General features: G+C 74.2%; 13 protein-coding genes. 9 read left to right on the forward strand and 4 right to left on the reverse strand.

Going from position 1 to position 13,333, the window contains the following annotated elements:
* Positions 1-24: 24 nt before the first annotated feature.
* Positions 25-1,167, reverse strand: coding sequence for an alcohol dehydrogenase catalytic domain-containing protein (locus ACI790_RS04020; RefSeq protein WP_456568492.1), 1,143 nt, complete (start codon positions 1,165-1,167; stop codon positions 25-27).
* 316 nt (positions 1,168-1,483) lie between these two features.
* Here ACI790_RS04020 and ACI790_RS04025 point away from each other — a divergent pair, with 316 nt between their 5' ends.
* The 7 genes from ACI790_RS04025 (at position 1,484) to serB (ending at position 10,118) form a co-directional block, all read left to right on the forward strand.
* Positions 1,484-3,106: a M23 family metallopeptidase gene (locus tag ACI790_RS04025; RefSeq protein ID WP_456568493.1), complete on the forward strand. Its 1,623-nt coding sequence runs from the start codon at positions 1,484-1,486 to the stop codon at positions 3,104-3,106.
* 107 nt (positions 3,107-3,213) lie between these two features.
* Positions 3,214-4,131, forward strand: a complete 918-nt coding sequence (locus tag ACI790_RS04030; protein WP_456568494.1) for a cation diffusion facilitator family transporter — start codon at positions 3,214-3,216, stop codon at positions 4,129-4,131.
* 90 nt (positions 4,132-4,221) lie between these two features.
* Complete coding sequence (locus ACI790_RS04035; RefSeq protein ID WP_456568495.1) at positions 4,222-5,220, forward strand: cytochrome c oxidase assembly protein; 999 nt, start codon at positions 4,222-4,224, stop codon at positions 5,218-5,220.
* Between the two features lie 313 nt (positions 5,221-5,533).
* The gene (locus ACI790_RS04040) at positions 5,534-6,043 is read left to right on the forward strand and encodes a metallophosphoesterase family protein (RefSeq protein ID WP_456568496.1); all 510 of its coding nucleotides are present in this window, start codon (positions 5,534-5,536) and stop codon (positions 6,041-6,043) included.
* Between the two features lie 11 nt (positions 6,044-6,054).
* Positions 6,055-6,897, forward strand: a complete 843-nt coding sequence (locus ACI790_RS04045; RefSeq protein ID WP_456568556.1) for a methyltransferase domain-containing protein — start codon at positions 6,055-6,057, stop codon at positions 6,895-6,897.
* A gap of 64 nt (positions 6,898-6,961) precedes the next feature.
* A complete protein-coding gene (gene ctaD / locus ACI790_RS04050) occupies positions 6,962-8,719 on the forward strand; it encodes an aa3-type cytochrome oxidase subunit I (RefSeq protein ID WP_456568497.1) in 1,758 nt (585 codons plus the stop codon).
* 145 nt (positions 8,720-8,864) lie between these two features.
* Positions 8,865-10,118: a phosphoserine phosphatase SerB gene (serB, locus tag ACI790_RS04055; RefSeq protein WP_456568498.1), complete on the forward strand. Its 1,254-nt coding sequence runs from the start codon at positions 8,865-8,867 to the stop codon at positions 10,116-10,118.
* Positions 10,119-10,229: 111 nt separating this feature from the next.
* On the opposite strand, the gene ACI790_RS04060 is transcribed toward serB, so the two are convergent.
* Together ACI790_RS04060 and ACI790_RS04065 are read right to left on the reverse strand one after the other, a co-directional pair.
* Positions 10,230-10,796: an isochorismatase family protein gene (locus tag ACI790_RS04060; RefSeq protein WP_456568499.1), complete on the reverse strand. Its 567-nt coding sequence runs from the start codon at positions 10,794-10,796 to the stop codon at positions 10,230-10,232.
* Between the two features lie 17 nt (positions 10,797-10,813).
* Complete coding sequence (locus tag ACI790_RS04065; protein WP_456568500.1) at positions 10,814-12,097, reverse strand: nicotinate phosphoribosyltransferase; 1,284 nt, start codon at positions 12,095-12,097, stop codon at positions 10,814-10,816.
* Positions 12,098-12,156: 59 nt separating this feature from the next.
* On the opposite strand from ACI790_RS04065, the gene clpS reads away from it, so the two are divergent.
* Together clpS and ACI790_RS04075 are read left to right on the forward strand one after the other, a co-directional pair.
* A complete protein-coding gene (clpS, locus tag ACI790_RS04070) occupies positions 12,157-12,453 on the forward strand; it encodes an ATP-dependent Clp protease adapter ClpS (protein WP_456568501.1) in 297 nt (98 codons plus the stop codon).
* A 31-nt stretch (positions 12,454-12,484) separates the two neighbouring features.
* Positions 12,485-12,982, forward strand: coding sequence for a DUF2017 family protein (locus ACI790_RS04075; RefSeq protein ID WP_456568502.1), 498 nt, complete (start codon positions 12,485-12,487; stop codon positions 12,980-12,982).
* On the opposite strand, the gene ACI790_RS04080 is transcribed toward ACI790_RS04075, so the two are convergent.
* Complete coding sequence (locus ACI790_RS04080; RefSeq protein ID WP_456568503.1) at positions 12,921-13,274, reverse strand: hypothetical protein; 354 nt, start codon at positions 13,272-13,274, stop codon at positions 12,921-12,923. The two genes, ACI790_RS04075 and ACI790_RS04080, sit on opposite strands and share 62 nt — an antisense overlap.
* Between the last annotated feature and the right edge of the window lie 59 nt (positions 13,275-13,333).

Genomic DNA, 13,333 nt, shown 5'->3' on the forward strand with positions numbered 1-13,333 from the left:
ATGCCTCCCCGGCCCGGCGTGCGGTCACGGCTGGAGCAGCACCTTGACGGCGCCGTCCTTCTTCTGGCGGAAGTTCGCGTAGGCCTCCGGCGCCTGCTCCAGCGGCACCCGGTGGGTGGCGAACTCGTCGACGCCCAGCGGGTCGCCCTCCAGCAGCAGCGGCAGGATGTCGGGCACCCAGCGCCAGACGTTGGCCTGGCCCATGCGCAGCTGGATCTGCTTGTCGAACATCCGCATGAGCGGCAGCGGGTCGGTGGCTCCGCCGTAGACACCGGACAGCGAGATGGTGCCGCCGCGGCGCACGGCCTCGATGGCGGTGTTCAGCGCCGCCAGCCGGTCGATGCCCACCACCGTCATGACCCGCTCCATGATCGCGTCGGGGACCACGGCGGTCGCCTTCTGCGCGATGGTGGCGAGCGGGGAGCCGTGCGCCTCCATGCCGACGGCGTCGATGACCGCGTCGGGTCCCCGGCCGTCGGTGAGGTCGCGCACCCGGGCGACGACCTCGGCCTGGTCGGTCGAGTCGATGACGGTGATGCCGTTGCGCCGGGCGCGGGCCAGCCGCTCGGGCACGACGTCGGAGGCGATGACCTGCCCGGCGCCCAGGTGCTTGGCGATGCGGGTGGCCATGTCGCCGATGGGGCCCAGGCCCAGCACCAGCACGCTGCCGCCCTCGGGGATGCCGGCGTACTGGACCGCCTGCCAGGCCGTGGGCAGCACGTCGGAGAGGTAGACGAACCGGTCGTCGAGCGGAGCGTCGGGCACCTTGATCGGGAGCGTGTTGCCGAACGGCACCCGGAGGTACTCGGCCTGACCGCCCGGCACCTGGCCGTAGAGCTTGGTGTAGCCGAAGAGCGAGGCGCCCATGCCCTGCTCACGGTTCTGCGTCGTCTCGCACTGCGAGTGCAGCCCCTGCGAGCACGTCCAGCAGGTGTTGCAGGAGATGTTGAACGGGACGACGACCCGGTCGCCGGGCTTGACGGCGGTGACCTCGCGGCCGACCTCGCGCACGATGCCCATCGGCTCGTGACCCATGATGTCGCCGACGGTCATGAAAGGCGCCAGCACCTCGATGAGGTGGAGGTCGGACCCGCAGATGCCGCTCGAGGTGATCTCGACGATGACGTCCGTCTGGTCCTGGATGGTGGGGTCCGGAACGGTGTCCACCCGGACGTCTCCTCGGCCGTGCCAAGTCACTGCGCGCATGCGGGATCTCCCTCGATCGGACCGGTGAAAAGGGGCTCTTTCCCCTACGTGAGCCGGATCGCGCCACTCTCAACTATCCACGGCGTGTTCGTGACGCTGCGTTGATCCACCCCTACGCCCAGGTGATCGACAGTCGTGAATCTCGGTGATCCGGTTCACAGAACTGCAGGTCAGTACCCCCGTCGTCAGATCACGAACCCATCACGGCGTGTTTACATGGGCCCCGCTCCTCTCCCCGGGAGCCGCTCTGCAATGTCCGCCGACGGAAGTCAGGTGCATGAGTTCGCTCCACCACGACCGCCTCCTCGAGGAGGGCGCGGCGCCGGCCGAGACGGCCACCACGGCGCTCGCCCCGGTCCGCTCCACCAGCGGGGACGTCGAGGGGAAGGCCACGTCCACGGTCCCGCCGCAGCGCCAGGGGAAGGCGCAGCAGGCCAAGGCCCGCCCGGTCACCGACCCGACCACCCGTCCCGCCGCGGCGCGCGCCGCCGGCACCCCGGCAGCTCGCACCAAGGCCGCCCGCACGGCCACGGCGAAGGCCGCGGGCGCGAAGGCCGGCGCCATGACCGCGGCGACCGCCAAGGCGGCGACCGCCAGGGTCGCCACCGCACGGGCCGCCACCCGGAAGGCCGCCACGGCCGGGCGCACCGCCGCCGCCGCGACGAAGGCCGCGAGGTCCGCGACCGGTACCCGGGGCACGGGCACCACCGGACCGACGAAGCAGCGCACCGCGACGACGAAGGCCGTGACCGCGACGGCGGCGACCTCGCCGGTCGCGGGCGAGCAGCCCGCCACGCCGGACAGCCGCCCGCAGTCCCGCAGCGCCGGCAAGCACCGCGCCGGGACGGCCGGCGCCGCGACGCCCACCGCCGCGCGTGCCGCCGTGGTGCGGGCGATCGCGGCCAAGGTCGCGGCCGACGCGGCCGTGGCGCGGCGCAGGCCGACGCCGTACAAGCGGTCCGCCGTCGACCTCGGCACCCTGGCCCCGGTCACCGACGTGGCCGCGCTGGTCGACCCCCCGCAGGCCGGCCCCGAGGCCGCCGTCGTGGTGGTCGTGAAGGACGCTCCCGCGGCGCCGTCGCCGGCAGCCGCGTCCGTCGAGCCCGTGCGCGACGACGCGGATCCGGCCGGCGTCGTCGCCGCCGTGGCCGGTGGGCGCCGCGGGCTGCTGACCCGCCGCCCGCCGTCGGGGCGCCGGCGCGCCGCGCTCTACCTCGCCGCCGCGCTCGTCGGCGGGCTCGGCGTCAGCGGTGCCTCCGTCGTCGAGCCGGCCACCGTGGCGACCCAGCCGGTCAGCCACTCGGTCAGCGTGGCCGCGCAGCTGGGCATCGAGGGCTCCGCCGCCACCGAGGTCGTCGACGAGGAGGACACCTCGCGGCTGCGCGAGATGGTGGTCAGCCGCACCACCCGCGACGCGGAGCGGACCGCCGCCGCGGACGCCCAGGCCGAGGCCGACCGGCTCGCCGCCGAGGAGGCCGAGCGTGCCGCCGCCGAGGCGGCCCGCCCGAAGGCCGTGCTCCCCGTCGCCGGTGCTCGCCTCACCAGCGGCTTCGGCGCCCGGTGGGGCACGCTGCACGCCGGCATCGACCTCGCCGCCCCCATGCGCACCCCGGAGTACGCGGCGATGGACGGCGTCGTGCTCGAGGCCGGCGCGGCCAGCGGCTACGGCCTGGCCGTGTACATCCAGCACGAGAACGGCGACGTCACGGTCTACGGCCACATGGACGAGATCCTGGTCGAGCCGGGCCAGGTCGTCCGGGCCGGCGACACCATCGCCCTGCTCGGCAACCGCGGCCAGTCGACCGGCCCGCACCTCCACTTCGAGGTGCACGTCGGCGGCATCGACGGGCAGCGGATCGACCCCGTGCCGTGGCTGCGGGAGCGCGGCGTCGCCATCTGACCGCCGGCACCACCGCGACGACGCCCCCCGCCGGACGATCCGGCAGGGGGCGTCGCGCATGGGGGAGACTCCCGGTGTCCGTCCGGGGAGGGAGGGGAGACCAGGTCATGGGGCACGGCCACGCGCACGGTGCGGGAACGGCTGCGGGTGCGCAGCGCCGCCGGCTCGGCGTCGTTCTGGTGCTCACCGTCGGGGTGCTCGCCGCCGAGGTGGTCGGTGCGGTGCTCTCGGGGTCCCTCGCCCTCCTGGCCGATGCCGGGCACATGGCCACGGACGCCGCCGGCATCGCGCTCGCGCTGGGGGCGGTGACGCTCGCCCAGCGCCCGGCCCGGGGGCGGCGGACCTTCGGCTGGCAGCGCGCGGAGATCCTGGCGGCGGTCGCCAACGGCGTCCTGCTGCTCGGGGTGGCCGGCTACGTGCTCGTCGAGGCGGTCCGGCGGATCGGCGACCCGCCCGAGATCGGCTCGGGCCTGATGCTCGCCATCGCGGTGGTCGGGCTGGTGGTGAACCTGATCGGTCTCGCGGTGCTGCACCGCGGCCGCGGCGAGTCGCTCAACGTGCGGGGGGCCTACCTCGAGGTGCTGGCCGACGCGCTCGGCTCGGTCGCGGTCATCGTCGCCGCCGTGGTCATCACCGCCACCGGCTGGACGCCCGCCGACACCGTCGCCTCGCTGGTCATCGGCTGCCTGGTCCTGCCCCGCGCCTGGCACCTGCTCCGGGACGCGCTCGACGTCCTGCTGGAGGCCGCACCGCGGGGGGTCGACCTCGACGAGGTGCGGGCGCACATCGTCGCCGTCGACGGCGTCCTCGGCGTGCACGACCTGCACGCCTGGACGATCACCTCCGGCCTGCCCGTGCTCTCCGCGCACGTCGTCGTCTCCGACGAGGCGCTGGCCGACGGCCACGGCGGCCGGGTGCTCGACGCGCTCTGCGCCTGCCTCGGGAGCCACTTCGACATGGAGCACTGCACCTTCCAGCTGGAGGCCGAGACGCACGCCACCCACGAGGCCCCCGTCCACGACTGAGCGGCCCCGCCGCCGGGACGGGGTCGGCCGGGCGGCCTCCCCGAGTGGGACAGTGGACGGTGCACGACCGGCCGGCAGGAGGAGATCGCGGTGGAGCACGGGCACCACTCGGGCATGTGGGTCCCGGCGGAACCGCCGACGTGGGGGCGGATGTTCCTGCCGCACCTTGAGGGCTGGTCGGTCCTCGCGATGCTCAGCATCGTCGGCCTGGTGGTCTACCTCGCCGCGGTGGCCCGGCTGCGCCGCTCCGGGGTGAGCTGGCCGTGGTGGCGCACCCTCGCCTGGATCGGTGGCGTCGCGTCCCTGTTCGCCGTCACCGGCACCTGGCTCAACGGCTACAGCATGGTGATCTTCAGCGTCCACATGGCCCAGCACATGGTGCTGTCGCTGATCACGCCGCTGCTGCTGCTCCTCGCCGCCCCGGTGACCCTCGCCCTGCGCACCCTGCCGCGCGGCCGCGGTCCGGCCGGTGCGCCCCGCGCGCTGCTGCTGGAGGCCCTGCACAGCCGGGCGGCGCGGTTCGTCGCGCACCCGCTGTTCACCGTGCCGCTGTTCATCGCCAGCCTCTACGGCGTCTACTTCACGCCGCTGTTCGACGCGCTGATGTCCAGCCCCGCCGGGCACCAGTTCATGCTCGCCCACTTCGTCGTCACCGGGCTGCTGTTCTTCGGCCCGATCGTGGCCCACGACCCCTGGCCCCGGACGCTGAGCCACCCCGGCCGGATGCTCGAGCTGTTCCTGCCGGTGCCCTTCCACGCCTTCTTCGGCGTCGCGATCATGATGGCCGGGTCGCTGGTGGTCGACACGTTCGCCGATCCGCCGGCCGGCTGGGGGATCGATCCGCTCCGCGACCAGGGCGTGGCCGGCGGCATCGTCTGGGCCTTCGGGGAGCTGCCCACGGTGCTGGTCATGGCCGTCGTCTTCTTCTCCTGGGCCCGGTCGGACGACCGGCGGGCGCGCACGCTCGACCGGACCGCCGACCGCGACGGCGGCGCGGAGCTCGAGGCCTACAACGCCCGGCTGCGCGCCATGGCGGCGGCGTCCGCCCGGACGGCACCGCGACCGGAGACCGTGCCCGACGCCCGCTGAGCTCCCGAGATGGACCCGGCGGGGAGGCCCCCGGCCCCCGCGCCGGGTCCACGACGAGGCGCTACCCCACGTGGACGACGGCGTCCCCGTCGGCCGGCAGGCCCTCCCTGGTCGCCGCCCGAGGTGAGCGCGTCGGCGGTGTAGGCGCTGATCGCGGCCACCGAGAGCGAGGCCAGCACCGCGGTGCCGATCGAGGCGCCCACCTGCTGCGTGGCGTCCAGCGTCGCGCCGGCCGCGCCGGCGTCGTGGTCGTACGGGGTGCGGCCGGTCGATCGGCCGCGGCCGGACGGTAGCCGCCTGCGACGATGGGGTCGTGCCGGTCTCCCTGGTGGTCACCTCGGACACGCACGTCCCGAAGCGGGCGCGTGACCTACCTCATCCGCTGTGGTCGGCGATCGATGCGGCCGACGTCGTGGTGCACGCGGGGGACTGGGTCGAGGCGGCCCTGCTCGACCGGTTCGAGGAGCGGTCCCGGCGGCTGGTCGCGGTGTACGGCAACAACGACCACGGCCCGCTGCGGGAGCGCCTCCCCGAGGTGGCCCGGGCAGAGATCGAGGGCATCCGCTTCGCCGTCGTCCACGAGACCGGCGACGCGAAGGGGCGCGAGGCGCGCTGCGCCGCCCGGTTCCCCGACGTCGACGTGCTGGTCTTCGGGCACAGCCACATCCCCTGGGACACCACCGCGCCGTCCGGCCTGCGGCTGCTCAACCCGGGCTCGCCCACGGACCGGCGCCGCCAGCCGCACGGCACCTACGTCACCGCGGTCGCCGACGCCGGGCGGCTGCGGGACGTGACCTTCCACCCGGTGCCGCCCCGCCGGTGAGCGCCCCGCCGCTGGACCCGCGGGCCGTCGCGCTGCTCGCCTGCCCGGTCTGCGCCGCCCCGTTCGCCATCGCGCCGGGGGGCACCGGGCTGCGCTGCGCCGAGGGGCACGCCGTCGACCGCGCCCGGCAGGGGCACCTCACGCTGCTGCCGCCGGGACGCCGGCCGGCCACCGGGGACTCGGCCGAGATGGTCGCCGACCGGGTGTCCTTCCTCTCCGCCGGTCACTACGACCCGGTCACCTCCGCGCTGGCCGAGGCGGTCACCGCGCCGGGGGAGCCGGGCACCCTGCTCGACCTCGGTGGCGGCACCGGCCACCACCTGGCCCGGCTGCTCGACGGGCTCCCCGACGCGGTCGGGGTCGTGCTGGACGCCAGCCGCTACGCCGCCCGCCGGGCGGCGCGGGCGCACCCGCGGTCCGTCGCGGTGGTCGCCGACACCTGGGCGCGGCTGCCGGTGCGCGACGGCGCCGTCGACCGGGTGCTCGTGGTTTTCGCGCCGCGCAACGGCCCGGAGATCGCCCGGGTGCTCCGCCCGGACGGGCGGCTGGTGGTCGTGACGCCGGGACAGGACCACCTGGCCGAGATCGTCGGGCCGCTCGGGCTGCTGCGGGTGGACCCCGGCAAGGCCGAGCGGCTCACCGCGACCCTGGAACCGCACCTGGTGCGCGAGGCCGCCGCGAGCCACCGGCGGACCCTGCGGCTGGACCACGCGGCGGTGACGACCCTGGTCGGGATGGGGCCGCACGCGCGGCACCTCACGGCCGCCGGGATCGCGTCGTCGCTGGCCGGCCGGCCGCCCTTCCTGGAGGTCACGGTCTCGGTCGACGTCGCCTCCTACCGGCGGGTCCGGTGATCCCTCCGGCGCGCCCGACCCGCCCGAACTGAGGTGCCGCACGGCACGGTCTAAGCTGCGAGCCGTGACGATTGCACCGGCGCCCATCGTGAGCCGGCCCAGCCCGGCTCACGTGGTCGAAAAGGGCTCGCGGCTCTCGAACCTGCTGCGGACCACCGACCACAAGACCATCGGTCTGATGTACCTGACCACGTCGTTCGCCTTCTTCATCGGCGGTGGCCTCATGGCCCTGCTGATGCGGGGCGAGCTGGCGCGGCCGGGTCTGCAGTTCCTGTCGCCGGAGCAGTACAACCAGCTGGTCACGATGCACGGCACGATCATGCTGCTGATGTTCGCGACGCCGCTGTTCTTCGCGTTCTCGAACCTGATCATGCCGCTGCAGATCGGCGCCCCCGACGTCGCCTTCCCGCGGCTGAACGCCTTCTCCTACTGGCTGTTCCTCTTCGGTAGCCTGATCGCGGTCTCGGGCTTCCTGACGCCGGGCGGGGCGGCCGACTTCGGCTGGTACGCCTACGCCCCGCTGTCGAACGTGGTGAACTCCCCGGGCCCGGGCGCCAACATGTGGTTCGCCGGCCTGGCGGTCAGCGGTCTGGGCACGATCCTCGGTGGCGTCAACTTCATCGCCACGATCGTCTGCCTGCGCGCGCCGGGCATGACGTTGTTCCGGATGCCGATCTTCACCTGGAACACGCTGGTCACCAGCATGCTGGTCCTGCTGGCCTTCCCGATCCTGACCGCCGCCATCATGGGCATGCTGTACGACCGCAACCTCGGTGGGCTCATCTACTCGGATGAGAACGGCGGCCCGATGCTGTGGCAGCACCTGTTCTGGTTCTTCGGGCACCCCGAGGTCTACATCATCGCGCTGCCGTTCTTCGGCATCGTCACCGAGATCATCCCGGTCTTCGCCCGCAAGCCGCTGTTCGGTTACAAGGGCATGGTCTTCGCGACGATCGCCATCGGCGCCCTCTCGCTGGCGGTCTGGGCGCACCACATGTTCGCCACCGGCGCGGTGCTGCTGCCCTTCTTCGCCTTCCTGACCTACCTGATCGCCGTGCCGACCGGCATCAAGTTCTTCAACTGGATCGGCACCATGTGGCGCGGTCAGATGACCTTCGAGACGCCGATGCTGTTCTCGATCGGCTTCATGGTCACGTTCCTGCTGGGTGGGCTGACCGGTGTGCTGCTGGCCAGCCCGCCGCTGGACTGGCACGTCAACGACAGCTACTTCGTCGTCGCCCACTTCCACTACGTCGTCTTCGGCACCGTGGTGTTCGCCGCCTACGCCGGCATCTACTTCTGGTTCCCCAAGATGTGCGGCCGGATGATGGACGAGCGGCTGGGCAAGCTGCAGTTCTGGCTCACCTTCATCGGCTTCCACGCCACGTTCCTCGTCCAGCACTGGCTGGGCAACGAGGGCATGCCGCGCCGGTACGTCGACTACCTGGACACCGACGCCTTCACGGTGCTGAACACGGTCTCCACGATCGGGTCCTTCATCCTCGGCGCCTCGATCATCCCGTTCCTCTACAACGTGGTGAAGTCCTGGAAGTACGGTCAGCTGGCCCTGCGCGACGACCCGTGGGGCGCCGGCAACAGCCTCGAGTGGGCCACCTCATCGCCGCCGCCGCGGCACAACTTCGTGGAGATCCCGCGGATCCGGTCCGAGCGCCCGGCGTTCGAGGCGCACTACCCGCACCTTGCCGAGCGGCTGCAGGCCGAGGCCCACGCCGGCAAGCGGCACGAGCCGTACGGCGGCGTGAGCGAGCTGGTCGGGGACAGCGGCCCGCGTCAGGGCCCCAACGACCCCGACCCGACGTAAGGCACGCTTCCTTTCCTCGAGGGGAACGAGCCCGAACGCCCCGCAGGCCCTCCGGCCCGCGGGGCGTTCGGCCGTTCCGGGCCCGGCCGGGCAGGCGCCGGGGGGAGTGCCCGGGGCCGTCCAGCAGGTGCGGCACGATGACGGCGTGCCGCTCGAAGCCCTCCCGGTCCAGGACGCCCCGACACCTCGGGCGGTGCTCACCGTCACCGGCGCCGATCGGCCCGGGGTCACCGCCCGGCTGTTCTCGGCGCTGGCCGGCGCCGCCGGGGGCGTGCCCGCGGTGGAGGTGCTCGACGTCGAGCAGGTGGTGGTGCACGGGCACCTGGTGCTCGGCGTCGTCGTCGGCGCGCTGCCCCGCGACGGCGGGCCCGCCGTGGACGGCGCGGCCTTCCTGGCCCATCTGCGCCGCACGGCCGGCGTCGTCGCCGCGGCGGTCGGGCTCGACGTCACCGTGGAACCGGCGTCCGGTGCGGCCGCCGTCGGCGACGCCGCGGGCCGGCCGCACCACGTCATCGTGCTGGGCCGCCCGGTGCCCCCCGAGGCGGTGGCCGGAGCCGCCCAGGCCGTGGCGGGCATCGGCGGCAACATCGACGCCATCCGGCGGCTGTCGGACTACCCGGTCACCAGCTTCGAGCTCACCGTCTCCGGTGCCGAGGCGACCGCGCTGCGCACCGCCCTGGCCTCCGTGGCGGCGTCCACCGGGGCGGACATCGCCGTCGAGCAGGTGGGGGTCGCGCGGCGCAGCAAGCGGCTGATCGTGCTCGACGTCGACTCCACGCTGGTCCGCGGCGAGGTGATCGACGAGCTGGCCGCGCGGGCCGGCCGGGCCGCGGAGGTCGCCCGCATCACCGCCGCCGCGATGAACGGCGAGCTCGACTTCGCCGAGTCGCTGCGGGCCCGCGTGGCCGTGCTGGCCGGGCTGCCCGAGGAGGTCCTCGACGAGGTGCGGGAGCACCTGGTCCTGACCCCGGGCGCGCGCACCCTCATCCGCACCCTGCAGCGTCTCGGGTTCCGGTGCGGCATCGTCAGCGGCGGGTTCACCCAGATCACCGATCCGCTCGCCGAGAGCCTCGGGCTGGACTTCGCGGCGGCCAACACGCTGGAGGTCGTCGACGGCCGGCTCACCGGCGGCCTGGTCGGGGAGATCGTCGACCGGCCGGGCAAGGCGCGGGCGCTGGAGCGGTTCGCCGCCCAGTACGGCATCCCGCTGGACCAGACCGTGGCCGTCGGCGACGGCGCGAACGACCTCGACATGCTCAACACCGCGGGCCTGGGCATCGCGTTCAACGCCAAGCCGTTCGTGCGCGAGCAGGCGCACACCGCGCTGAACCAGCCCTACCTGGACGCCGTGCTGCAGGTGCTCGGCTTCACCCGAGACGAGGTGATGGACGCGGTCTAGCGCTCGTTCCCGCCGCCATGATCAGTTCGCCTGATCGTGGCGTGTCCTCCCTCACCGGGGGCGCCGTGGGAGGACACCTCGCCGTGAGGGTGGACGTCATCGCGGCGGCGCTCACGCCGTGCGGGGCGACCCCGTCACCTCGACGCCGGCGGTGCGGAGCTGGTCGAGGGCTGCCTCGGTGGTCGCCGCGGAGACGCCGGCGGTGAGCGGGAGCAGCACGCGCGTGGCGAACCCCGCGGCGACGGCGTCGAGCGCGGTGGCCCGGACGCAGTGGTCGGTGGCGATGCCGACGACGTCGACCGCCTCGACCCCCCGGCCGCGCAGCCAGTCGGCCAGCCCGACGCCGTCCGCGGAACCCTCGAAGCCCGAGTAGGCCGCGGCGTACTCGCCCTTGTCGAACACCGCTTCGATCGGGCCGCGGTCCAGTGCGGGGTGCAGCTCCACCCCGCCGGTGCCGACGACGCAGTGCTCCGGCCAGGTCTCGACGAAGTCCGGTGCGGCGGCGAAGTGGTCCCCGGGGTCGATGTGGTGGTCGCGGGTGGCCACGACGTGGTCGTAGCCCGCCGTCCGCACGTGCTCGGTGACGGCGGCCGCGACCGCGGCGCCACCGGCCACGGCCAGGCTGCCGCCCTCGCAGAAGTCGTTCTGCACGTCCACGACGATCAGCGCGCGGGTCATGGGTCCATCCTCCCGGTTCAGGCGGTCAGCGTCTCCAGGGCGGCCTCGCCGCGGGACAGCGCCCAGGCCTCGGCGGGCAGGGCCTCGCGCACCCGCGCGTGGTGCTGCCGGGCGCGCTGCAGGGCCTCGCCGGGGGAGGCGGGATCGCAGAGCTCCCCGTCGCGGACGAGCGGCACCACCAGGTCGCGGTCACCCGGGCGGGGCTCGACCGCAGCACTGCTGACCACCTCGGCCGTGGCCGTCCCGTCGGGCGCGTGCCGGCGCACCGCGTACTTGCGGCCACCCACGGAATTCTTGCCCTCCGATCGCTTCGCGACCGGGACGCCGTCCCGCTCCACCAGCTTGTAGACCATCCCGGCGGTGGGCGCCCCCGAACCGGTGACCAGCGACGTCCCGACGCCGTAGCCGTCCACCGGCGCGGCCATGAGCCCGGCGATGGCGTACTCGTCGAGGTCGCTGGTGACGATCACCCGGGTGCCGGTCGCGCCGAGCTCGTCGAGCAGTTGCCGGGCGCGGGTCGCCAGGGTCGGCAGGTCACCGGAGTCGAGCCGGATCGCACCGAGCCCCGGGCCGGCGACCTCGATCGCCGTCCGGATGCCCTGCTCCACGTCGTAGGTGTCCACCAGCAGCGTCGTCCCCACCCCGAGGGCGTCCACCTGGGCGCGGAAGGCCGCGCGCTCGTCGTCGTGCAGCAGCGTGAAGGCGTGCGCGCTCGTACCGGTCGTGGGGACGCCGTAGCGCCGGCCGGCCTCGAGGCTCGAGCTGGCCCCGAAGCCGACCAGGTGCGCGGCGCGGGCGGCGGCGACGGCGGCCTCCTCGTGGGTGCGCCGCGACCCCATCTCGATGCACGGCCGCTCGCAGGCGGCGGCCACCATGCGGGCGGCCGCCGAGGCGATGGCGGAGTCGTGGTTGAGGATCGACAGGGCCAGCGTCTCCAGCAGCACCCCCTCGCCGAACGGCGCGCGCACGGTCAGCACCGGCGAGCCCGGGAAGAACAGCTCACCCTCCGCGTAGCCGTCGATCTCCCCGCTGAAGCGGAAATCGGCCAGCCGGTCCAGCAGCCGGGCGTCGGTCAGCCCCTGGGCCCGGAGGGCCGCCAGCTCGTCGTCGCCGAACCGGAACGCCGGCAGGGCCTCGAGCAGCCGCCCGGTGCCGGCGACCACCCCGTAGCGGCGGCCGTGTGGGAGCCGGCGGGCGAACACCTCGAACACGCAGTCCCGGTCGGCCGTGCCGTCGGCCAGCGCCGCGGCCAGCATCGTGAGCTCGTAGCGGTCGGTGAGCAGCGCGGTAGCCGTCGGCATGGGTCCGGAGCGTAAGCGGACCCGCCGCCCCCGGCCGCGCCACGTCCTAAGGTGGACCCGTGGCCGGACCGCTCGCCCCGACCCGGGCCCCCGAGACGACCGAGGAGGAGCTCGGCGATCTCGACCGCCCGTGGGTGACCATCGTCTGGAACGACCCGGTCAACCTCATGACGTACGTGACGTTCGTGCTGCAGGAGCTGTTCGGCTACGACGAGCCGACGGCGACCGCGCTGATGCTGCAGGTGCACCACGACGGCCGGGCGATCGTCAGCTCGGGCCCGCGGGAGCGGATGGAGCACGACACCAGCCGGTTGCACGCCTACGGGCTGTGGGCCAGCTACCAGCGCGACTCGTGAGCGAGCCCGTGACGAGCGCCGAGGAGGACGCGTGAAGCCGTTCCGGGCCCGTGGCGGCCGGCTGGTCGCCCGTCTGGACCGGGCGGAGGCCGGCATCGTCGGGCTGCTGCTCGACCAGTTGGACCAGCTGCTGGGCGCCGACCCGGCCGACAGCACCGGCGACCCGGTGATCGCCCGGCTGTTCCCGGCCGGCCACCGCTCGGACCCCGCGCTGGCCGAGGACTACCGCGACCTGACCGAGCAGTCGCTGCGCGGCGGCAAGGCCGACGACCTCGCCACCGTGCGCGCCACCCTGCCGGCCGACGGGGGAGAGGTGCGGCTGGACACCGACCAGGCGGGGGCCTGGCTGCGCACCAGCAACGACCTGCGGCTGGCGCTGGGCACGCGCCTGGACATCAGCGAGGAGTCCGAGCCGCCCGAGGAGATCGTCGACGAGGGCGACCACCAGCTGGCGGTCTACTACTGGCTCACCGCGCTGCAGGGCTCGCTCGTCGACGCGCTGGTCGACGTTCGCGCCGGCCGAAGGTGAGCAGCACCAGCGCGGCCACCAGCAGGTCCAGGACGAAGAGGACGTGGACCATGCCGTGGAGCTCGACGTCGGCGGCCAGCGCGCCGATCGTGGAGACCAGCACCAGGGCGGAGATGCTGAACAGCAGCAGCAGGAGCAGCGCGCGCAGCGCCACGATGACCACGACAGGGGCCCGGTCGCCGGGGTGCGCCGAGCTGTAGCCCCGGTGCGCGAACAGCCCCCGGGCACCCAGGAACAGCGCAGGCAGGGCCAGCAGCACGACGCCGGCGATCAGGAGCGACGGGACCCACACGGGAGCGACCGTATCGGTCCGCACCGGTCTCCGGACGGCCGCCCGCGGGTGCCCTCCGG

The sequence above is a fragment of the Blastococcus sp. SYSU DS0539 genome, assembly GCF_054050855.1.